The organism is Pseudoalteromonas rubra (genome assembly GCF_001482385.1).
Classification (GTDB): Bacteria; Pseudomonadota; Gammaproteobacteria; order Enterobacterales; family Alteromonadaceae; genus Pseudoalteromonas; species Pseudoalteromonas ardens.
On the sequence record NZ_CP013611.1, the window covers coordinates 2,880,020 to 2,901,104 of the forward strand.

General features: G+C 51.3%; 19 protein-coding genes and 1 pseudogene. 2 read left to right on the forward strand and 18 right to left on the reverse strand.

Annotated features, from left to right (window positions below):
* Positions 1-103: 103 nt before the first annotated feature.
* Positions 104-568, reverse strand: a complete 465-nt coding sequence (locus AT705_RS12490; protein WP_058796841.1) for a DUF2721 domain-containing protein — start codon at positions 566-568, stop codon at positions 104-106.
* Positions 565-1,071 (reverse strand): TlpA family protein disulfide reductase, encoded by a 507-nt coding sequence (locus AT705_RS12495; protein WP_058796842.1) that lies wholly within the window; start codon positions 1,069-1,071, stop codon positions 565-567. Before AT705_RS12495 ends, AT705_RS12490 begins: the two co-directional genes overlap by 4 nt.
* 132 nt (positions 1,072-1,203) lie before the next feature.
* On the opposite strand from AT705_RS12495, the gene AT705_RS12500 reads away from it, so the two are divergent.
* Positions 1,204-1,629 (forward strand): YqaA family protein, encoded by a 426-nt coding sequence (locus AT705_RS12500; RefSeq protein ID WP_058797990.1) that lies wholly within the window; start codon positions 1,204-1,206, stop codon positions 1,627-1,629.
* 18 nt (positions 1,630-1,647) lie between these two features.
* Here the strand turns inward: AT705_RS12500 and folX are convergent, their stop codons facing one another.
* From folX to AT705_RS12530, 6 genes are all read right to left on the reverse strand, one after another.
* On the reverse strand, positions 1,648-2,013 hold the full coding sequence (gene folX, locus AT705_RS12505) for a dihydroneopterin triphosphate 2'-epimerase (protein WP_058796843.1): 366 nt from the start codon (positions 2,011-2,013) through the stop codon (positions 1,648-1,650).
* A gap of 9 nt (positions 2,014-2,022) precedes the next feature.
* On the reverse strand, positions 2,023-2,577 hold the full coding sequence (gene folE, locus AT705_RS12510; protein ID WP_058796844.1) for a GTP cyclohydrolase I FolE: 555 nt from the start codon (positions 2,575-2,577) through the stop codon (positions 2,023-2,025).
* A gap of 35 nt (positions 2,578-2,612) precedes the next feature.
* Positions 2,613-3,320 (reverse strand): dihydromonapterin reductase, encoded by a 708-nt coding sequence (folM, locus tag AT705_RS12515; RefSeq protein WP_058796845.1) that lies wholly within the window; start codon positions 3,318-3,320, stop codon positions 2,613-2,615.
* 127 nt (positions 3,321-3,447) lie between these two features.
* Positions 3,448-4,284, reverse strand: coding sequence for an ammonia-dependent NAD(+) synthetase (gene nadE / locus AT705_RS12520; protein ID WP_058796846.1), 837 nt, complete (start codon positions 4,282-4,284; stop codon positions 3,448-3,450).
* A 114-nt stretch (positions 4,285-4,398) separates the two neighbouring features.
* Positions 4,399-5,016: a YceH family protein gene (locus AT705_RS12525; RefSeq protein WP_058796847.1), complete on the reverse strand. Its 618-nt coding sequence runs from the start codon at positions 5,014-5,016 to the stop codon at positions 4,399-4,401.
* A gap of 119 nt (positions 5,017-5,135) precedes the next feature.
* Positions 5,136-8,447 carry an ATP-binding protein gene (locus tag AT705_RS12530; RefSeq protein WP_237113726.1) on the reverse strand — a complete coding sequence of 1,104 codons (3,312 nt, stop codon included), beginning with the start codon at positions 8,445-8,447 and terminating at the stop codon, positions 5,136-5,138.
* Between the two features lie 253 nt (positions 8,448-8,700).
* On the opposite strand from AT705_RS12530, the gene AT705_RS12535 reads away from it, so the two are divergent.
* The gene (locus AT705_RS12535; protein ID WP_058796849.1) at positions 8,701-10,992 is read left to right on the forward strand and encodes a penicillin acylase family protein; all 2,292 of its coding nucleotides are present in this window, start codon (positions 8,701-8,703) and stop codon (positions 10,990-10,992) included.
* Here the strand turns inward: AT705_RS12535 and AT705_RS12540 are convergent.
* From AT705_RS12540 to dapF, 10 genes and pseudogenes are all read right to left on the reverse strand, one after another.
* On the reverse strand, positions 10,989-12,050 hold the full coding sequence (locus tag AT705_RS12540) for a GGDEF domain-containing protein (protein WP_082668985.1): 1,062 nt from the start codon (positions 12,048-12,050) through the stop codon (positions 10,989-10,991). The two genes, AT705_RS12535 and AT705_RS12540, sit on opposite strands and share 4 nt — an antisense overlap.
* A 79-nt stretch (positions 12,051-12,129) precedes the next feature.
* Positions 12,130-13,002, reverse strand: a complete 873-nt coding sequence (locus AT705_RS12545; RefSeq protein ID WP_058796850.1) for a multidrug transporter — start codon at positions 13,000-13,002, stop codon at positions 12,130-12,132.
* A gap of 194 nt (positions 13,003-13,196) precedes the next feature.
* Entirely contained in the window at positions 13,197-13,889 is a 693-nt protein-coding gene (locus AT705_RS12550; RefSeq protein ID WP_058796851.1) for a pseudouridine synthase, read from the reverse strand.
* 43 nt (positions 13,890-13,932) lie between these two features.
* Positions 13,933-15,066 (reverse strand): retropepsin-like aspartic protease, encoded by a 1,134-nt coding sequence (locus AT705_RS12555; RefSeq protein WP_058796852.1) that lies wholly within the window; start codon positions 15,064-15,066, stop codon positions 13,933-13,935.
* Positions 15,067-15,081: 15 nt separating this feature from the next.
* Positions 15,082-15,954, reverse strand: a complete 873-nt coding sequence (locus AT705_RS12560) for a dTDP-4-dehydrorhamnose reductase family protein (RefSeq protein ID WP_058796853.1) — start codon at positions 15,952-15,954, stop codon at positions 15,082-15,084.
* 279 nt (positions 15,955-16,233) lie between these two features.
* Positions 16,234-17,733, reverse strand: a pseudogene (locus AT705_RS12565) (peptide MFS transporter).
* A 119-nt stretch (positions 17,734-17,852) separates the two neighbouring features.
* Positions 17,853-18,557, reverse strand: a complete 705-nt coding sequence (locus AT705_RS12570; protein WP_058796854.1) for an HAD-IA family hydrolase — start codon at positions 18,555-18,557, stop codon at positions 17,853-17,855.
* Positions 18,558-18,617: 60 nt separating this feature from the next.
* Positions 18,618-19,562 (reverse strand): tyrosine recombinase XerC, encoded by a 945-nt coding sequence (gene xerC / locus AT705_RS12575; RefSeq protein ID WP_058796855.1) that lies wholly within the window; start codon positions 19,560-19,562, stop codon positions 18,618-18,620.
* Entirely contained in the window at positions 19,559-20,203 is a 645-nt protein-coding gene (locus AT705_RS12580) for a DUF484 family protein (RefSeq protein ID WP_058796856.1), read from the reverse strand. Before AT705_RS12580 ends, xerC begins: the two co-directional genes overlap by 4 nt.
* Positions 20,200-21,030, reverse strand: a complete 831-nt coding sequence (gene dapF, locus AT705_RS12585; RefSeq protein WP_058796857.1) for a diaminopimelate epimerase — start codon at positions 21,028-21,030, stop codon at positions 20,200-20,202. Before dapF ends, AT705_RS12580 begins: the two co-directional genes overlap by 4 nt.
* Positions 21,031-21,085: the final 55 nt, after the last annotated feature.

The window sequence follows — 21,085 nt, forward strand, 5'->3', positions numbered from 1 at the left end:
TTAGCACGGGCAGAACAAAGGGTGAGGGAGTCAGGCTGCTTTAACAGCCCAACGAATAGATCTAAGGTGAATGGCTCGGATGGTTGAGGGGGATTTTTGCGTGCTATTCTCCGATATCTTTAAAGATCATACCCCGGCGCATACTCCGGGTGGCGAGAAAGACTTCAGCAAGTAAGGCTAAAAATGCGCAGATCAGTAACAGCATAGCGGCAATAAAGCAGCTCGATAGCGTGACGCCCAGCGACAAAGAATAAAGGTGGGAAATAAATAGCACCATGACGACGGCACACACCAATAACGCAGAAAGTACGCTCATGCTAAAAGCAATGTGAATGTAGCGTGAGCGTTTGAGCAATGCGCGCATTTCGCGGGTGAGGTGGTCTTTCAGTTCTTCGTCCTGGCTGTTGTTTAATTTGCGATCCAGTAACCTGGCTCTGTCAGTGATCCGTGCCAGTCGATTCGACAAGACACCCAATGTGGCAGCAATACCTGTGATGAGAAAAACAGGCGCAACTGCCGTTTGTATCACCTTAGCCATCGTCAGTATGCTTACGACATCGGTACTCATTGCCAACGCACCTGTTCAATAATACCCGCCTGTTCGCCAATCAGTGTTTTCACAACCCGATTCTGTTTATCCAGCATAATCAAACGTGGGATCCCCTTATTGGCATACTGACTATAAATGGCTCTGTCGGGGTCGGCTATCAGGTTAAAGTCGATACCAAAGGAGGTGCGGAAGGCTTTTAAGGTGTCGGCATCTTCTTCGCGGCCTATGGCGATAATTTGTAATTGCGGATCGGCCAGCAGTTGAGACGCTTTTAACTCGTTCAGCGTGCGCTGAGAGTCAGAGCACCAGCTGGCAAACAGAATGATCAGCTTGTTGCCCTTTTCCAGCTGGACCGGCTCACCATCTATGTTGATGAGCTGTGTGTGCCTGAAAGTGTCGCCGGGGTTGATATAGGTTTCATAGCCCTTTGGGTGATCTCCTGGCAGTGGAGTGGCGTTACAGGCAGTCAGTTGACTGCCCAGTGTGGTTATTAAAGCGGCGATAGCGAGACGTTTTATCATTATTATGGTCCTTGAGGTACAATACCTTCATTAATGCGTATTTTTAAGATGAGCGCAAGTTTCAGTGGTGTCTGCATCACTACGCTGAGACAGGACGCCACGGCATCCCGGCAGGCCAACTCGAGTATTATAATGTTATACCTCTCTTTGTTTTTTTCGGCCCTGATCTCCGCCACCCTGTTGCCAGCTTCTTCAGAGTTGTTGCTGTCTGGATTGGTGCTAAAGCAGCAAGGGGAGCTGTTTTTGCTATGGCTCAGCGCAACCGTCGGCAATGTGCTCGGTAGTGTGATTAATTATTACCTCGGTACCATTATCAGTCGGGTGGAAGACAAGCGCTGGTTTCCTGTTTCCAAACAGGCAATGAGCAAGGCGCAGCATCAATTCGAAAAGTATGGGGTCTACAGTCTGGTGTTTGCCTGGTTGCCCGTGGTGGGCGATCCCCTGACGCTGGTTGCAGGCGTATTTAGAACCCGGTTCAGTCTCTTTTTACTGTTGGTCGCAACAGGTAAAGGTTTGCGTTACGCGGTGGTGATAGGACTGGCAGCCGGCTTTATGTAAGTGGCTGCCAGCGTCTGGTCAAACGGGTTTACGCCATTCTAGCGTCAGTGACACGGAATCAGCAAAGCGCAGTGCATGTGGCTTATCGACCTTCACTTTCGCGTAGCTGACATCAGGGTGTTGGTGACATTCTGTCAGAATGTCTGCGACCAGTTTTTCTAACAACAAGAAGTGGCCTTCTTCAACTCTAGCGATCACCGCTTTGGTAATGGTCTTGTAGTTCAGTGCATGGCCAACTTCATCGTGAAACAAGCACTCTGCATCAGCCGGGTAGTGGATCTCGATATTGATCACAACATCTTGCTTTTTCTCTCTTTCTTCCTGGTTGAATCCGATGAAGGTACGTAACCTTAGGTTGGTAATATTGATGATCGCCGTGTGCATAAGCGGTCCTTAGCGTTTTAGTAGTTGTAAGAATTCATTACGTGTTTTGGCATCTTCACGGAAGTTACCCAGCATCACTGAGGTACGCATCTGCGAATTTTGCTTTTCAACGCCACGCATCATCATACACATGTGCTTCGCCTCAATAACCACGCCGACACCGCGGGCACCGGTCACTTCCTCTACGGCTTTGGCGATTTGATGCGTGAGCTGCTCCTGGATCTGAAAGCGACGAGCGTACATGTCCACGATGCGTGCAAACTTAGACAAGCCTAGCACCTTGCCATTCGGAATGTAAGCGATGTGCGCGCGGCCAACAAAGGGCAGTAGGTGATGTTCACACATAGAATAAAGCTCGATATCCTGGATCAGGACCATGTCATCGGCATCAGAGCTGAATACTGCGTTGTTGGTCACATCACTAAGCTCCTGACGGTAGCCCTGAGTCAGGTATTCCATAGCCTTGGCAGCACGTTTGGGGGTATCAAGCAGCCCTTCACGGTCTTTATCTTCGCCTACGGCGGTAATGATCTGTTGGAAACTGCTTTTTAATTCGTCATGCATAATAAAACTCACTGTAGTTAATTCGCTCAGGCCTGCTATTTCAGGTGGCGGCCTCCGTCCACGGCCAAAGTCCGGCCGGTGATGTAATTACTTTTACGCAGCAACTCTACGGCGTCGATCACTTCGCGGCAGCCAGGTTCAATGCCCATAATGGATTTCTTCAGGGTCTTCTCTTTATACTCTTCGCTGTCATCGTCATTAAAAATGATCAGTGATGGGGCAACGGAGTTCACTTTGATATGCGGTGCATACTTGGCGGCAAAAGAACGACTGAGGTTATCCAAGGCAGCTTTGCTCGCGGCATAGGCGATATGTTTCGGGCTGCCTTTTTCAACCACATAATCAGTGATATGAATAATGTCGGCCGTACCTGAGTAGTTTTGTAGTAGGGGTGCGAGGCCCATATTGAGCAGATACGGTACTTTGGCATGGATATGCATCATGGCATCAAATAAAGCACTGTGATCCGGATTCTGCGCTTCACAATCCCAGCTTGAGGCATTGTGTATCACCGCGCGCAAGGTGTCGGTATGTTGCTGAACTTGGGCAATCAGCGTTGCGATTGCGTTTGCCTGATTGAAGTCCACCTGGATACAGATCACGCCTTGTTCAGTCAGGGTATCTATGATCGGGCGTTGTGTGCGATAGGTCATGATCACCGGAATGTCTTCAGCGATAAAATGCTGAACCATCGCCAGACCAATACGCTGTGCGGCTCCGGTGATTAAAATGGGCGCTGTCATTGGCATGTATCCTTCTTTGCAGAGTTAACGGGTGGCGAGTGACCCCGCGACTGTACCCGCAGTGTGCGTCTGGCCTTGTACGTGATTAAACGCAGGCCAGATCACTAAGACTATCTATGTCCGGGTATTACTCATCGTCGTAAATGGTGGGAATAGGCTTACGCTTGTGCTGAGTTTTTTGATAAATATCAACCAGCAGTTGCTCGACATCCAGGCTAATGGACTTGCCTTCCAGAAAATCATCAATGTCATCATAGCTCAGACCTAAGGCTTCCTCGTCAGCAAGACCCGGGCGGTCACACTCCAAATCTGCGGTGGGGGTTTTATGGACCAATGACTGTGGTGCACCCAGGTGATCGGCCAATGCTCTTACCTGGCGCTTAGACAGGCCAAACAGTGGTGCCAGGTCACAGGCTCCATCACCAAACTTGGTATAGAAACCAGTGATATTCTCAGCGCTATGGTCTGTTCCAACCACCAGACCGCGTGTCAGGCCGGCGATTTCATACTGGGCAACCATGCGTTGTCTGGCTTTTACATTCCCTTTCACAAAGTCGACCAGGGCTGCGCTCGGTAGCTCTGTTTCACTGACCTGAATTGCCTGAAGTGCCTGATCGTGCATGGCATCGGCTGCGGCTTTTATATTGACCGTTAAGCGTTTAGTGGGTTGAATGAAGGAGAGAGCCTGTTGGGCTTCATCTTCGTCAGCCTGGGTGCCATACGGTAAGCGCATGGCAATAAACTGATAACCCTGGCGACCTGGTTCGGCATTTAGTTCATCAATGGCCAGCTGGCACAAACGGCCGCAAGTAGAAGAATCAACACCGCCACTGATCCCCAGCACCAGGCTGTGACAATGGGCTGAGATCAGCGTTTGTTTAATAAACTGAACACGTCGGGCGACTTCCGCCGCGACATCAATGGTTGGCTGAACTTTCATTTCAGCAATGATAGCTTCACGCATGGGGTTTCCCTCTGACCAACATTATGTTACCTGGCTGGCCTAAATATGATTGATTGCCCTAAGTTTACTTGAAATTGTTACCAATTAGATCTGTTTCTTGCTGTGATCGTATGGTTACAGACCAAGATGTTGCTTGATGGCCTGAAGTTCCTGCTTAAGCTGATCGATTTCTTCTAGCAGTTCATCCAGGTTTACTGCGGGCTCAACAGGGCTGCTCTCGGCCTGTTCCAGGTCTGCTGTATCGCCGAATAAGTGCTGATAGCGAGCCTCTCGTTTGCCAGGCTCTCTGGCCAGGCGGGTGGCGAGTTCTTGTTGAATGAGTTCATTTAGTGCACTCTCAACTTCAACGACTGTGCTAAACTCGGCCAACCGGCCGCTTCGGGTACGCAGTTCGCCCGGTGTCTGGGGCCCGCGTAAGAGCAACAAGCAGACAACAGCGCGTTGCTGTTCAGTGAGCTTCAGGCTACCAAATTCGCTGTTACAAAAGCGATGTTTGTACTTACTTACTCGACCTGATAAGCCCTCATCGCAAACGACGATGCGTTTTTGTTCGAGTTGGCTCAGGGTGTCAAGCACGTCTGACTCAGACAAGGTCATGACCGGATCGCGGTTAGATTTTTGGTTACAGGCATTGGTCAGCGCGTTGAGTGATAAAGGGTACTGATCGGGGGTGGTGGTTTGCTTTTCCAGCAGACAGCCGATGATCCGTTGTTCAATCTTGGATAAATTCATCTCTATTCCCTATATGAAGTGCTGTGATACTTTGCAGCAGATCAGGTTGATTTTCATAACTTTACTCTATGCGATTTGCACGACCTTGCATAGTGGCGTCAGGTGAATAGCGAATAATTTCAATGTGTGACTCGGCACGCTTTGGTTTCAACGACCCAGCGCTGTAGCATTTTGCTCAGCGCGGCAAAGTTGATTGGTTTACTCAGGTAGGCATCCATACCGGCAGCCAGACATTTTTCTTCATCGCCTTCCATTGCATTGGCTGTGAGGGCAATAATAGGTGTTTGCTGATGCTGCTCTCCAGCGACGCCGGCACGGATCTCTTTGGTTGCGGTGTAGCCATCCATTTCGGGCATCTGGCAATCCATCAAAATAATCGCATACGCCTCTTCGCGGACTTTAAGGTGCTTAATGGCAGCAAGGCCATTGTGCGCGCAGGTGACATGTGCCCCCAATTTCTCAAGCAGTGTGGTTGCTACAGTTTGGTTTATCTTATTGTCCTCTACCAGCAGAATATCCACATCCAGGCAGACGTCCTCTGTGGTATTCGCTACCAGCGGCTCCTTGCGTTTAATCAAGGAGAGGGCATTAGCAGGAGTGAGTGGGCAGAGTAATAAGTTGTTCGCTGAGAACTGTGGCCAGGCCTTGGTTTCCTGCATGGTATGGCACAGCAGGGCGTAGCTGAGCTGCTTTGCTTTGATGTGTTTCAGCAGACTTAGGAGTTCCGATTCGGGCGTCGTACTCAGCACCTCTGTGGCAATGATCAAAGCGGGTTTGTGTGATGTATTTGCATCATATGCTTGAAGCATCTGTGTAACGCTTTCAAAATGCTCTGTTGGGATATGCCAGGCATCCAGCATGTGCCGTGCAGCCAGATCGGACGGAGAGTGTGCATCTATCACATACAGGCTGTCATTGTTGGTATCGAGCGCCCGAATCGGCTGGGGATCTTCGAGCGCAACGTAAAAGGTGAACGTGCTACCTATATTTGGCTTACTGTAGGCATTGAGTGCCCCGCCCATTAACTCGCATAATTGTCTGGCTATGGTCAGGCCAAGCCCGGTACCACCAAACTTACGGGTGGTAGAAGGGTCGGCCTGAGTGAAGGAATCAAAAATTTTACTGAGTTGTTGTTTGCTGATCCCGATCCCTGTGTCTTCAACACTGCACCACAAACGAGACTGCTCACTGGTCCGCTCCGTATAACAGGTCAGTGTGACTTTCCCGCCTTCGGTAAACTTGACGGCATTACTGATCAGGTTATTGAGGATCTGCTTGAGCCGATGGGGATCCGTTTTGGCATATTGGTATTGCATGTTGCGGCTATCAATGAACAACTCGGTCTGCTGGTCGTTTGCACGAGGTGCAAAGGCAGCAAAGCAGTCGCTAATTATCTGGATCAGGTCACATTCAATTTGTTCAATATTGAGCTTGCCAGCCTCAATTTTAGAGAAGTCCAGTATGTCGTTAATAATGGTTAACAGAGATTCTGCTGAGCTTTGCGCCAGCGCCAGATTACGTTGCTGTGTGTCGGTGAGCTGCGAATTGCCCAGGATCTCAAGCATGCCAATGATGCCATTCATGGGGGTGCGAATTTCATGGCTCATACTGGCCAGAAAGTCCGCTTTGATTTTAGCGGATTGCTCTGCCAGCTCTTTTTCAATGATCGCTTTGCGCTTAGCTTGCTGCTGTTGCTGGCCACTGAACAGGCTGGCTAACATCGCGGCGATGGCCTGAATAAAGCGCCGATCACTGTCAGTCCAGTCGGGGTAAGGATCGCCGTATTCAGTGCACAAAATGCCACAGACCGCGCCACGATGAAGGATGGGTGTGATCAGCATCGCTTCGACTTCAAATGGCTCAAGGTACTGATCAGCCAGAGGCCGGGTTATCGGGTGTTTAGTGGCCGTGCTTGCTTCTATGAGCTGCTTGCTGAGTACCGCCGAAAACAAGCCGGGTAGTGTCGCTTTGCGCCAGGGCGGGAAATGTTGCAGGCTGTCTCGTCGGGTATTGCTGAAGCAAGTGGGGTAAAGCTGGGCGTGATCTTCGCTGAGTAGCCAGATACTGGCGCGCGATGCGCGGGCTGCCTGGCAAACTGCATCGGTGCATAGCTCCTGTGCGCGTTCTGTGTGATTGTTGAGAATGGCTTCATGTGTGCTGAGTTGTGCCAGCAGTTCATTATTTCTGGCCACTTTATCATGTTCTATTGCCATCAATTTACGGTCATTGATGTTTTGTACCGAACCAAATACCTGTAACGTCCAGCCATTTTCTTGTTTTGTTTGGGCTTTAATGAGTACCCAGCATTCCAGTCCTTTTTGTGGCTGGACAATGAATTCATCCTCAAAGGGCCTGCCATGTTTGATTGCCTGGTTCATATAATCCTGAAACTTCTTGCGATGGGGGCCCTCTTTAAAAAATTCAGTGCTGCTCATCCAGGTTGGCTGATAATAGGGGGAGATAGCAAAAATCTGACGTGTGACTTCCGACAAAGTGATTTGATGGCTTGCCAGGTCAACAGACCAGGCACCGACCTGAGCCAGCGAGCCCATGTTGGTCAGCGCACTGGTTTTGCTCTTTAGTTCGGAGAGTAAGCGTGTGTAAAATGAAAATGCGAACAAAAAGAACAACACTATAGTCAATAGTGCCAGGCGAAATGGCCATAAGGCGGCGGAAGAGGCCTTCCAGCCGTAACGCGGTGCGGCGTACAGCACCCAGCTGCCCGATGGTACATGGATCGTGAAAGCGAGCGGGTTGTGTTCTTGTATCGTGGGAGAGCCATAGAAATATTCACCACTGTCCCCCAGACCATTTCTGCCCTGAATGGCAATCAGGTAATCACTCTCCAGGTTATTCAGCGACACTTGTTTGTACAGCTTGGGCATATCAATCACAACCGACAATAGCCCCCAAAATGTGTCTTTATCAACATAGACCGGGATGCGGGCGATCAGGGCTACCCCGCCCTGCACCAGCTCAAGTGGGCCGGTCAGCACAATGGTGCGGGAGTCTCTGGCCTTGATTGCGTCTTTTTTTTGTTGCGGGTGAGTGAGGTAGTTGAGCCCTATCGCTTTTTTATTCTTTTCGAGCGGGTAGATCATTTGTAGCACCATGTCCGGCGCGGCGCCGACATTGCGGAGCACTTGACTGGTCTCAAAGAGTGGCGCTGCAAAGCGTTCAAACTGCTTTTGGTCGAGGCGTTCTTGAGGTGCCAATGCAATGGCCAGCCCCCGAACTAGCTGAATATTTGCGGCCAGTGTACCTTCCAGCTGAGTGCGATAGACATTGAGCTCTTCAAATGTGCGGTTCTTTTCCACTTCGATCAGGCGACGTTCGTTTACCCCATCTATGTACCAACCTGCTGCCAGGATCACCAATAGTAATCCACCCACCATAAAACGGGTTAAAAAAGCTTTCCTTGACGACAGCACGTGTATGGTCTGCATGTAAACGTGAAAAAGTATCCTTGAATCATTTAACTATAGTTGTCTGTGTGAAAACTCGCCAAGACTCAGACGAATTTATGATGGAAAAACCTTCTGCATGCTAACTATTGGTGCGCATCTGGCGGAGTTCTTTGCAGGTAAGGCTGCGCCGGGTTAGATGTCACTGACATGTAATGCAATCGCGCTTAATTAACGCTAAGCTGGCTAAGGTCATTAATCAACCAAGTGAGGGAAAAATATGCTGATATGGCTGAAACGCGGGATTGCGGTGCTGGTGTTACTCGCACTGGCTGCCAGTGCAGTGGTATATGGCATTTTATCACTGAGTTTGCCCGCGCTCGATGGGCAGGGTCAGTCGACGGCGTTGAGTGCACCCGTGACGCTGGAACGGGATGCGATTGGTCAGGCGGTGATCACCGCGCGGAATCGACAGGATGCTGCCTATGCGCTCGGCTTTGCGCACGGTCAGGATCGCTTTTTCCAGATGGATCTATTGCGCCGCAATGCGGCCGGAGAGTTAAGTGAGTTATTTGGTGAAGCAGCGCTTGGACTGGACAAACGCTTGAGGTTTCATCGATTTCGTACGCTGAGTCAGCGCATATTACAACAGCTACCGCCATCAGAGCAGCGTTTGTTGGCGCGTTACGCTCAGGGGGTCAATGAAGGACAGGCGCAAAGTGGCGTACAGGGCTTTGAGTATCTCCTGCTCGGCGCAGAAGTACGACCCTGGCAACCAGAAGACAGCTTGTTAGTTATTTTTAGTATGTACCTGGATTTACAAGAAAGCACATTAAAAAGAGATGAAGCACTCATTTTGGTTGAATCACTACTTGGTGAGGAAATGAAGCATTTTATTATTCAGCCAAGTAATTATCAGGCGGCACTCGATAATAGCGAAGTCGTTAAAGGTGATCTCAAAACACCAAAATTAGACGACATTGCTAAATTGGAAGGTGTGACTCATATTGAAGAGCTTTCAATTTTTGGTAGTAATAACTGGGCAGTAACAGGACAGCATACTAAAACAGGATCAGCAATGCTTTCTGATGATATGCATCTGGGTTTAAACACACCTGCTATCTGGTACCGCGCTCAGCTTAATTATGACACCGCCTCAGGTGAGGTGATCCAGGTATCCGGGGTTACTCTACCTGGCGCGCCTGCTGTGGTTGTGGGCAGTAACAATCAGGTTGCCTGGGGATTTACCAATGGTTATCTGGATACGGCTGACTGGATTAAGCTGGACCCACAGGTCGACACTACCTGGCAAGTTACTGAACAACTTAAGTTACCGGATGGCAGGAGTGAGGCATTTACCCTGACATTAAGTGATTACGGGCCGGTTAAGCAGATCCGCGACGAAGCTTATGCATTGAGCTGGGTGGCGCATCAGGATTACGCGGTCAATCTGGGGCTACTGGGACTGGAGTTGGCAGGGAGTGTCGATGAAGCACTGGAACGTGCTGCACAGATAGCTATTCCGGTTCAGAATATGGTGGTTGTGGACGCCCAAGGGAATGCGGCCTGGCGCCCTACGGGGGCTGTACCAGGGCGCGCTATGCCTAGCGATACAGCCATACCCAGTCAGGCGTACAGTGACGGCTGGCAACGTAATGAAGTGCAGCGGCCGGTGGTTAAAAATCCAGCCCATGGCAAGATCTGGACTGCCAACTCACGAGTGGTATCGGCACAGCAACATCAGCGTTTTGGCGATGGAGGATATGCACTGGGGGCACGGGCAGTGCAGATCCGTGATCGCCTGATGGCGCAAAGTCAGTTTGATGAAGCGGATTTTATGCGCCTGCAACTCGACAATGAAGCGCGCTTTTTGGCCCCCTGGCATCAGTTGTTGAGTGCGCTGCTTGCCAGGCAGGGCGATAGTTATGCGCGAGACAGGGGGTATTTGTCTGATTGGCAGGCCTGTGCCTGTCCTGAGTCGGTTGGTTATACCTTAGTCAGGCGCTTTCGCGATCATACCCTGGACTTGCTGTTTGCACCGGTTGAGCACACGCTGCAACAAGTTGACGGCAGTTTGTCGCCCCTGAAGCGTTATCTTGAGCCTGCTGCATGGCAATTGATCCACGAACAGCCTGCACACTGGCAGCAGCAGTACAGCGATTGGGATGCCATGTTGCTGACTGCTTATGAGTCGGCGAAAACGCAGCTGCGTGAGATTGAAGGCCGGGATATGGCCGCGTGGCAATGGGGGCGGGTCAACCAGCTTGAAGTAAAGCACCCGTTTAGCAGGCAAATCCCGCTACTCAGTGGCTTGCTGGATATGCCGGTGGTGGCTGGCTTTGGTGACAGCTATATGCCAGCGGTACAAAAGCCGGCATTTGGCGCTTCTCAGCGTTTTATTGCCCAACCAGGTTATCTGGATAAAGCGATAATGAGTGTCGCGGGTGGGCAAAGTGGCCATCCGCTGTCACCCTTTTACCGGGCTGGCTTCAGCGCCTATGCGCAGGGCGAAGCTGTCCCTTTATTACCAGGGTCCATTAATCATCGCATCACATTTACACCAATCAACTAGCTGGTGTGGGCCGCAGTCACCCGATTGCGGCCCTGTGCTTTACTGGTGTAGAGTGCATCGTCGGCCAGCTGCAAAGCGACGGAAAAAGGCAAAGCGGTATGCCACAAAGCTACGCCAAAACTCATCGTTGTAGTGAGTTCTTCACCATTAAAGCGCTGTTTATCAAGGGTTTGTCGCAATGTTTCAATGCGTATGAGCGCTTCTTCCTGAGTACAGTCAACCAGCACCAATAAAAACTCCTCTCCGCCCCATCTGACGGCGATATCCTGATCGGTAACATGCTCACGTAAGATATCAGAGACGGTTTGCAGTACTTCATCCCCCATATCATGACCCAGTTGGTCGTTAATCTGTTTAAAATGGTCGAGATCCGCCATGACCACGCAGAGACTTTGTCCGTTGTGTGCACAGCTGCTGTGCGCTCTGAGGATCAGTTCTTTGGCATAGCGGCGATTAAACAGATTCGTGAGTGGGTCTCTGGCTGCCAGCTTAGCCAGCTGACGGCGCTGAATAAAGGTGCTTTCGCGCACATGGCCAATAACGTAGATCATGGGTAAGCCGCACACGAACACATTGATAAAGTGAATAGAGCGGGCGTACTCCTGGAGCATAAAAGGGGTATTTACGGTGCTGTAAAGCTCAAACAGCAGGGCAAATAACACAATCATGCTAAGGGACAGAACAATGGCCAGTCGTAGTTTTAGCTTCATATCCAGCAGCAACATACAGGCGATGGTCCACAGGTAATACTGGAAGCCATAATCCATCCCTAACGTGGCACATACCAGCACCGAGTGACCCGTCACTTCAACACAAAAAACCCGCAGTGCCAGGTGGCTGTAACCCCGGTTAAGCAGATAAATCCCCGTTGCCCAAGCTGCAACGCTGGCGATGTTGGCGATGGACAGGATATAGACATGGCTGTACCAAAAAGCAAAGATAAACAGCAAATGTAAGCATAAACAATAGTAAGCGACTTGCTTAAACAGCTTCACTTTGACCAGCTCTACTTCGTCCGGCTGACTATAAAAATGTTGCGCAATCGGCACGTAAGGCACTCAGTTATCATTGTTGCAATATATTCAGTATAGAAAGTGCCGGCGTTTTTTCCCTGAAAATTTATGCCAGACCAGTCACCTAACCCATCATAACCAGGGTCGCTGCCAGTGCGATGAGTAGTAACCCCAGGGTATCACGCCGGGCAACTGGTGTTTTCAGCCACCACACAGCGATGGCAAGCGAAAAGAATACCTCGATCTGGCCGAGTGTTTTTACATAGGCAACGTGTTGCAGACTCATAGCACTAAACCAGCCAACGGAGCCGATACAGCTGGTGGTACTGATGGCACAGGTGAGCCGGCGGTGTTGCCACAGTTGACGCCAGGAGTTTGATTCTGCATAGCTCAAGTAGCAAGCCAGTATTAAGGTTTGACAGGATAGCACCAGCAACAGCACCCAGGCCGCGCTGTGCGGGAAGGGTAACTGGGTGGCAATACTGGCTTCTCGTACCCACAAAGAGGTGAGGGCAAAGGCTCCGCCACAGGCAAGCCCCAACAAGGCGGTCGTCAGTTGAAAATGGCGCAGTGTAACACCGCTGAGTAACAGCACCGCAATACCGCCCAGCAGGACGCCCAACCAGCCCAGCGCGCTCAGATGAGAGCCAAAAAAGACCATGCCCAGGATGGCGGCTAACAAAGCCTCACTTTTGGCCAATCCGACACCGACCGCATAATTGTTTCGTTTGAACAATACCACCATGAGTCCGGTTGCAATGATCTGCATAATGCTCGCGCCTGCAACATAGCCTATCAGTGTTGGGTTCAGGGTGAGTGCGGGTGCTGTTTGCCAGTGGTACAGACCCAGCAGGTATAGTGCGGCCAGGGGCGTGGCCAGCAGAAAGCGGGCCAGTGTGACGCTGGCCACGCTGGCGTGTTGACTCAGGCGACTTTGTAGCGCATTACGCCAGGCTTGGCTGAAGGCGGCCAGGCAGGTAAAGGCAATCCATTCCATATTTTTCGGCTTTGATGAATATCGGAACACTGAAACTAACCGGACCTGCACAGAAATGCCAGACCCTTGAAAAATATTCAGTATAACGCGTGGAAATGATGGTGCGACAATATGCCGCAGTGTGCCGCAATCGGTTGCGCGCTATACTGTTTATTGATGCTACTTTTACCGCCCAGACAGCCGATTGGGCGGTACTATTTTTTTTCCTCTTCGAGCTTAAGCTGTGCCAACGCAATTGGCTGATAGTGCCCTGCTGGCAAAACTTGCGCATCGAGTTGCAGGTTTGCTATTCGCACCCGGTATAAATCCACCACCCGGTAACCGCAGTAACGTGCCATTTTACGGATCTGGCGATTTAACCCCTGCCTGAGGACAATGGTAAAGGTATCTGCAGCGATTGGCTCAACCCGGCAGGCTTGGGTTATCACACCGTCGACCGGCACACCCGCACTCATCCGTGCACAAAATTGGGCATCAAAGGGGCGGTCGACCACCACCCGGTACTCTTTTTCCTGATGATGTCTCGGGTGGATCAGGCGGTTACAAAGCTCACCGTCATTGGTTAGTAGTAGCAGTCCACGGCTGTCTTTGTCTAATCGGCCAATGGGGTAGACTCGCTCACCGGGTGGCAAATAGTGGCTCAGGCTACTTGGGTCGTCCGGGCGTAATTTACAGTCGATACCAACCGGTTTGTGATACATGTAAAGTTGTTTGGGGGCCGGCCCCTCAACCAACTGGCCGCTGACGAGAATATGGTCGGCCTCTGTGACGTGATCTATGTGGTTAGCCGGGTGGCCATTCACCGTGACCTCGGCGGCTTCGATCAATCGTGACGCCTGACGGCGGGAACAGACACCACAGTGGCTCAGATATTTGGCTAGGCGCATTGGCTGCATACAAAGGAAAACCGGGAAGCAAAAGTGCAGTATATCAATTCTGACTGCGGGGGCGCAAAATCAGTACGGCGTTACGCTGATCGATGTCAAAATCAAAGTGACGCAGAAAATTCATGCCCAGCAAACCCGGTCCGGCGCGCATTTCATTCATGACAGCAAACTGTATGGGCCCGCGCACTTGATCGCCAATCTGCATTTGCTCACTTTGGTAAAATTCTACATTCGCAAGTCCATTGGCTGTCGATACGGTCCGGGTGTCAAGGTAATCCACAGCCTGGATCAGCGTGGTAAATTGTTGTTGGGTCAGCGATGTGACGCTGGCGCCGGTGTCGATCATCAATTCGATGGCGGTGCCCGCCAGCTGGGCTTCAAGCACAAAATGACTACCGAGACGGCGCAATGGCACATGCGTAATCCCTTGCTGTAAAGCTTGCGCCTGCTGTTGCAACACTGCTGTTTCCTGATGGTGGCGCAAGGTGTCGTCTGCCTGTGCAATTAAAAACAGCGCTTCGTCAGGTTGAGATAAAGCCAGATGCGCTTTGACCTGGTGTGTCAGAAGCGGCAACATGTGTGGCTTTTCATCGTACCAGGGTGCGGCGAGGGTCAGCAGCTCATGCCATTGTTGTTGCTCGCTCAGTTCGACCAGGCGCGATACTAATAGCGTATCGACCAGAGACTGCCAATCAGCGTAATGGGGGTTGTGTCTGTACGCAATGAGGAGGCGGTTGAGTGCTTCGTCGGGCTGTGCAAGCGCCTGATATAAAAGAATCTCAAGACGCTGTGCTGCCAGTGCTTGCGGTTCTGCCCTGAGGAACCCCTGTACCAGAGCGAGCTGTGCAAAAAGCTGAGCGTGCGAAGCCTGGTCCAGCTTTGCGTTGATCCACTGCCACCACTGCTTAGCAGATTGGCTCACCGCGTGGGGGTGTGTTTCTCGCGCTTGCAGCAGACTGGCCAGAGCCTGCTCATAGTGAGCCTGCTGGAATGCTTGTTGTGCCTGGGTAATTAATATGGGTGTCTGGCGGTCATTAGGCGGGGTTGTCACGGCAACAGGGGTAGTTGATGTTGTGGGAGGGTTATCTAGCACAGCAGGTGAAGGACGATATAGCTGCCAGCCCAAATAGCCATTGAGTAGCAAAGACAGCCCTAAGAGCATCGATTTCACCTGCATTGTATATTACTCCTATTAGTGCCGGGCCAGCACAGCGGCAATCGCAGCACCAAATTCGCGCTGGTGAGTGATACCCAACAAATGCAGTCGAGTATCCTGGAGCGCACAGTTATGTGGCCGGGCTGCACTTTGGGTGGGTTCAGGGACCGCGATGAGCTGCTCACCATCTATGCCCAGCAGCGGTGCTATGGTGCGTGCCATCTGATATTTGGTCATCGCCTGGTTATCCGATACATGATAAATACCGCCCAGCTTTTCTGCCGGAAGTGCCACCAGGTCCGCCAGTGTCAGCGCGATATCTTCGACATGGGTAGGGTAGCGAATAGCCCAGTCATCATGGGCGCTCTTTGCATTTAGTTTGAGTTGCTCAGCGATCACTGTAACAGCCGACTCAGCCAGATATTCAACATCCCCGTACAGCACTGGCACTCGGATCACGCTATGTAAAGGGTCGCTCGATAGCACGGCTTGTTCAGCTTGTTGCTTGCTTTGGCCATAAAAGTTCAGCGGGTTGGTATGTGCCTGCTCAGTATAAGGCGGCTGAGTACCATCAAAAACGTAATCGGTGCTGATAAAAAATAAGCGAACACCCCTTTGGCTACACTGTGTTGCCAGGTGCTCACTGGCGGCCACATTCAGTGCGAGCGTCTGAGCATGATCTGTTTCACAAACATCAGGCTTTCGCTCTGCCGCAGCGTGGATGAGCACGTCCGGTGCATACTGATCGAGAAAAGTGTTGACGGCTTGTTGATCGGATAAATCCAACGACACCAGTGGCGGGGCGGCACGGCGAAAGCCACACCCTATGATTGTGTGCTGTGTCTCCAGTACTTTGACGAGTGCACGTCCCAGTAGTCCGGTCGCGCCGGTAATAGCGATGGTTTGCATAGCAACTCCGTTGATTGTCTGGCTGTTTTATACGGGGAGTGAAAATAATAGCACTCGCGAACGGATCATTGTGCCACACGTTTTTTGTCTTATTAAATAAGCGTTTCACATCGGCAAGGTCGCATGAATACGCGATGTATTTCACCGATCACCGTGGAATATGACAGCAACCTTGCCAGCTTACCCAATTTCCAGACAGTGTCCAGATGCGATGCCTGGTTTTTCACTACCTCTGTGAGGGGGCTTAATCCCGGGCCAGATGAGGCCGGCCCGGAGCGACTAAGCGGCTTGTTGCTGAGTCTGACCTTCCCAGATTTTGGCTCGCAAGCCAAACAGGCCAACCAGGATCCCCACGCTAATACAGAACAGGCTGATCTGCAGGTACAGGTTAGGCATCTGTTCAACGTTGTTGGGGTCAAAGTTACCGGCCAGCAGGCCTGAGATGATGTTTCCAATTGAGTAAGTTAACACAAACACGCCCATCATCTGTCCGGCAAAGCGTTTTGGCGATAGTTTGCTGACGGCACTCAGCGCCACCGGGCTCAGACACAATTCACCAACTGTATGCAGGAAGTAAGTGGTTACCAGCTACATAGGGGCCACTTTAAGTCCTTGAGCAGCATATTGCGCGGCAAAGAACATGACAATAAAGCCGCTGGCCATGATCACCAGGCCAATGGCGCATTTAACTGTGTATGACGGGGAAATCATGCGCTTTGCCAAGTTAATCCACAGGGCTGCAAAGAAAGGGGACAAGATGATGATAAAGAAGGAGTTGGTAGACTGGAACCAGGCAGTAGGAATGCTAAAGTCGCCTATGAGTCGGTCAGTGTAATCGCGGGCAAACAGATTCAGTGAAGATCCGGCCTGCTCAAACCCGGACCAGAAGCAGGCTGAGGCCACACAGACTAAAAAGAGTGCCCACATTTTGCGTTTCTCATCGTGCGCCAGGTCACCGGCAAAGTAGATGAACCCATAATAGGCGAAGAAGATGAGGGTAAACGCCACGGCCACATATTGGGCAACAACAACCGGGTTAATGATGAGCACTCCTGTATAGGTCAGTGCGACGACGCCAGCGACGACGGCAACCACTGCGCCTATGACTGACCAGGCCTTGCGTGCTTTCTCTGCAGACAGCGGGTTGCTGGGTTGATCACCAACATGGGCAATATTACCTAGGGTTTTACGATACTGGATCAGGCCAACGCCCATGCCCACAGCGGCTGCACCGAATGCCCAGTGCCAGCCCAGATTTTCCATGAAATAGCCACAGATGGTATACCCCAGCACAGAGCCTAAATTGATACCCATGTAATAAAGCGCATAGCCACCATCGCGCCGTTCGTCTTCATCACGATAAAGCTGACCAACCATCGCACTGATATTGGGTTTTAGCAGACCCGTACCGGCGGCGACCAGGATAAGCCCAATGAAAAAGGTCTCATGGGCGGGAATGGCCAGCACGATGTGGCCACACATAATGATGATCCCGCCATACCAGACGGTACGTTGTCCGCCCAGCAAACGATCTGCAATCCAGCCACCCGGTAAACCCAGAAAGTACACGGCACCGGTGTATAAACCGTAGATGGCAGCCGCTGCGGCGACAGTAAACTCAAGGCCTTCCTCTTGTAAAGACGCCGTCATAAACAGTACCAATAAGGCGCGCATACCGTAATAGCTCATGCGCTCCCACATTTCGGTGAAAAAGAGAGTTGAGAGGCCCCGAGGGTGGCCAAAAAACCCGGTATCCTGATGGGTATCCAGTGATGACATAATAGACTTCCGATTGTTGTTTTATTATACGAAAGTCTTATTAGTACGTGATTTGTTAAGATTTTGCAACTGATGCCGAAGTCGCCAGTCCGTTTGTTGAAATAAACGTGTTTGTGCGTTTAATCAGCCAACACAGACAGGGCATGAATGTCTGAAATTTCGAGATCAGCAAGGCCCAGATAACGATAGGAAGTATCCTGGTTATTGAGCCATACGCTGCGACATCCTGCCAGGTTTGCACCCTGTACGTCTGTATCCAGACTATCCCCAATGTGTAGCAACTGGTGCGGTGCCACTGCACACTGTTGGCATGCGGCATCAAACAGATCAGCATGGGGCTTGGCGCGGCCATCTCGGCCAGCCATGAGCACGTACTCGAACTGGCCAGCCAGGTTGAAGCGGTTAACTTCCACATTGCCATTGGTGATAGCGATGAGCCGAAAGCGCTTTCTCAGGCGTGCCAATAACGTCAGTATCGACGCGTCGACCACGATCTGACTCCGGGCCGTAGCAAAAGCCAGATAGGCTGCCTCGGCATGAAGATTTATGTCTGAGGCGCTGAATCCAGCTTGTTGTAAACCATAGCGCAGTGCAATCTGACGCCAACGGGTGACATCATGGGTGAGTTCTGGTTGCTGCAAGGCAACCTGTTGGCGACAAGTGAGCCAAAACTGTGGGCCCTGAGCACGCCAGGGTGCCAGTGCATTGACATAATCGTTCATCGCTTGGACCGCAGCGGCGATCACGGGGTGGTTGTTATACAGCGTATCGTCGAGGTCAAAACTCAGCACCTGAATCTCATCAATGGCACGGTTAAATCGCATAACATCTCTCTTGATTTTTTGGTCCGCTTGAGTGTACCTAAAGAATGCCTGAAAGCCTATTCAGTCTTTGCGTTGTTTGCGGGCTCTGGGGTGCGCGTTGTCGTACACTTTTGCCAGGTGGCCGAAATCAACATGGGTGTAGACCTGGGTGGCGGATAAACTGGTGTGGCCTAACATTTCCTGTATGGCCCGCAGATCACCACTGGATTCAAGTAAGTGCGTGGCAAAGGAGTGGCGTAGTTTATGTGGGTGAATGGTGCCCGTTATCCCCTGGCGGATCCCCCACTCCTGCATTCTGGCGCGCACATGGCGCACCGAAATCCGGGTTTTTCGCTTACTGACAAACAGCGCAGGCTCATCGGCATGGGCAAATTGCGGACGATGTTTTAACCACTGTGCTATGGCGTCCAGGGCTTTGGAGCCAACCGGTACAACCCGCTCTTTGTTGCCCTTGCCCAGTACCCGGATCTCGCCATCACGGATATCATGCAGGTTGGCGTTGACTAGTTCACTGATCCGCAGCCCACTGGAATACATCAGTTCCATCATGGCCTTGTCGCGTACGGCAAGCACATCGTCATCCTCTATATCCAGTAGTTGTGCCATCTGATCCACATCCAGACTTTTGGGGAGCGGCTTTTGAAACTTTGGTCCTCGTAGCCCTTGTGCCGGGTTATGGGTGTCATGGTTGACGGACTGCTTATGCTGCAGAAACTTGTACAAGCTGCGTACACAGCTGAGCTTTAGATTGATACTACGTGGATTATATTGTCGGCTGCGCAGTTGCACTGAGTAGCGCCTGACCAGCTCGCTGCTGACGGCCAGCCAGTGATCACAGTGTGGGGCAAAAAATGTGGCGGCTTGCAATAACTGGCGCTGATATTGCCCGAGTGTGTGTGCCGAGTACTGGCGCTCAAACTTTAAATAGGCAGCAAAGTCAGCAATTGGCTCCAGCCAGCCCGGACCGAGCGCGTTGGGGTTCGCATCAAGGTGCGGCTTGCTCATGCCAGATGCTGCAATCTGAGCTGCAAAGAAGACACCAGCTCACTGACGAACAGGTCCCCATTGTCGGGGGCGAAATGATCGGCGCAATGACTCGCAAAGAGTAATACCGCATGTGGGTTATCGCTCTCTCCGAGTGGATAGAGGGCAAAGGACTGACAGCGGGTGTCTGAGATCAGGCTGCTACGTTCCGAGGCGCTCAGGCGACCCAGATAACGGTTACACGCTTTCAGACGACTGTGCCTGAGCGCGTTGAGCGCACGGGCCTGTTCACTGTCGTCATTGAGGTTGACCAGTTGGCAGTGACTGACGTTAGGCAACTGTGTTAGTTCATCACTCAATAATACACTCAGTGCACCGACATCCTGACATTGCCATAGGCGTCGCTGACACTCGCTGAACAACCGATAAATCTGTTCATTCTCTTGTGCATGTACGACCATCTGCGCAATTTGTTTTTGTTGTTGCTGGTTTTGCTCACGCAATGTGCGTTGTTGCAACAATGCCAGGTTAGGTGCACTCTGTGTGTCGTTATACAGATTCAGCTCCAGCAACAGGTAAGGATGCGCCAGCAAAAAATCAGGATGCTGGTGGAGAAATGCCTGTACCTGCTCGGGTGTCAGAGGCTCTGAGGAGTGGCTCATAATGCAATTTGTCCGTCGAAGACGTGTTCTGCAGGACCGGTCATTTTGACACTTTGCCCTGGCCCATTCCAGCGGATCTGAATACTACCACCGGGTAAGTCGACTCGCACTGTACTGGCCAGTTTATCCTGAGCAATGCCGGTCACCACAGCGGCGCAAGCCCCACTGCCGCATGCCAGCGTTTCCGCAGCTCCCCGCTCCCAGACACGTAGCTTGATGTGTTCACGATTAATGATTTGCATAAAGCCAATATTAGCACGTTTTGGAAAACGTTCGTGTTGTTCCAGTAGGGGCCCTAACGTGTCGACGTCTGCCTGCTCAATGTCCTCGACTTCAATCACACAATGAGGGTTACCCATGGAAACCACGCCACAAAAGACGGTATGTTCCTCGGCACGCAAAATATAGGTTTGCTCTTGCTGCTTTGCTTTGAACGGAACCTGCGCTGGCGCAAACTCTGGTTTGCCCATGTTGACAGTGACCTGACCATCTTTTTCAGTGAACAGGGTAATGTTGCCACCTTTGGTGGAGACACTCACTTTATGCTTATTGGTCAGGCCTTTCATGCGCACAAAGCGGGCAAAGCAGCGCGCGCCATTACCGCATTGTTCTACTTCGGTGCCGTCGGCATTGAATATGCGGTAGTGAAAGTCCAGATCCGGGGAATAGGGTGGCTCAACCAAAAGCAGCTGATCGAAACCGATGCCAAAATTACGGTGTGCCAGTTTACGGATCTGGTCCCGTGACAAAAAGACATTCTGGGTCACGTTATCCACGACCACGAAGTCATTACCCAGACCATGCATCTTAGAAAAATTTACAAACATAAAGCCTTATCTATTTTGGTGTCGGCCGCCAGTATGCGCCGCACCTATTTTATGA

What these genes read in the sequence shown, in the direction of transcription:
- dapF (WP_058796857.1), bottom strand. Translation starts at nt 21,030, where the DNA reads ATGTTTGTAAATTTTTCTAAGATGCATGGTCTGGGTAATGACTTCGTG.
- AT705_RS12555 (WP_058796852.1), bottom strand. Translation starts at nt 15,066, where the DNA reads ATGCAGGTGAAATCGATGCTCTTAGGGCTGTCTTTGCTACTCAATGGC.
- AT705_RS12525 (WP_058796847.1), bottom strand. Translation starts at nt 5,016, where the DNA reads ATGAATTTATCCAAGATTGAACAACGGATCATCGGCTGTCTGCTGGAA.
- xerC (WP_058796855.1), bottom strand. Translation starts at nt 19,562, where the DNA reads ATGAGCAAGCCGCACCTTGATGCGAACCCCAACGCGCTCGGTCCGGGC.
- AT705_RS12570 (WP_058796854.1), bottom strand. Translation starts at nt 18,557, where the DNA reads ATGCGATTTAACCGTGCCATTGATGAGATTCAGGTGCTGAGTTTTGAC.
- AT705_RS12580 (WP_058796856.1), bottom strand. Translation starts at nt 20,203, where the DNA reads ATGAGCCACTCCTCAGAGCCTCTGACACCCGAGCAGGTACAGGCATTT.
- nadE (WP_058796846.1), bottom strand. Translation starts at nt 4,284, where the DNA reads ATGCGTGAAGCTATCATTGCTGAAATGAAAGTTCAGCCAACCATTGAT.
- AT705_RS12535 (WP_058796849.1), top strand. Translation starts at nt 8,701, where the DNA reads ATGCTGATATGGCTGAAACGCGGGATTGCGGTGCTGGTGTTACTCGCA.
- AT705_RS12500 (WP_058797990.1), top strand. Translation starts at nt 1,204, where the DNA reads ATGTTATACCTCTCTTTGTTTTTTTCGGCCCTGATCTCCGCCACCCTG.
- AT705_RS12545 (WP_058796850.1), bottom strand. Translation starts at nt 13,002, where the DNA reads ATGGAATGGATTGCCTTTACCTGCCTGGCCGCCTTCAGCCAAGCCTGG.
- AT705_RS12550 (WP_058796851.1), bottom strand. Translation starts at nt 13,889, where the DNA reads ATGCGCCTAGCCAAATATCTGAGCCACTGTGGTGTCTGTTCCCGCCGT.
- AT705_RS12490 (WP_058796841.1), bottom strand. Translation starts at nt 568, where the DNA reads ATGAGTACCGATGTCGTAAGCATACTGACGATGGCTAAGGTGATACAA.
- AT705_RS12560 (WP_058796853.1), bottom strand. Translation starts at nt 15,954, where the DNA reads ATGCAAACCATCGCTATTACCGGCGCGACCGGACTACTGGGACGTGCA.
- folX (WP_058796843.1), bottom strand. Translation starts at nt 2,013, where the DNA reads ATGCACACGGCGATCATCAATATTACCAACCTAAGGTTACGTACCTTC.
- folE (WP_058796844.1), bottom strand. Translation starts at nt 2,577, where the DNA reads ATGCATGACGAATTAAAAAGCAGTTTCCAACAGATCATTACCGCCGTA.
- folM (WP_058796845.1), bottom strand. Translation starts at nt 3,320, where the DNA reads ATGACAGCGCCCATTTTAATCACCGGAGCCGCACAGCGTATTGGTCTG.
- AT705_RS12495 (WP_058796842.1), bottom strand. Translation starts at nt 1,071, where the DNA reads ATGATAAAACGTCTCGCTATCGCCGCTTTAATAACCACACTGGGCAGT.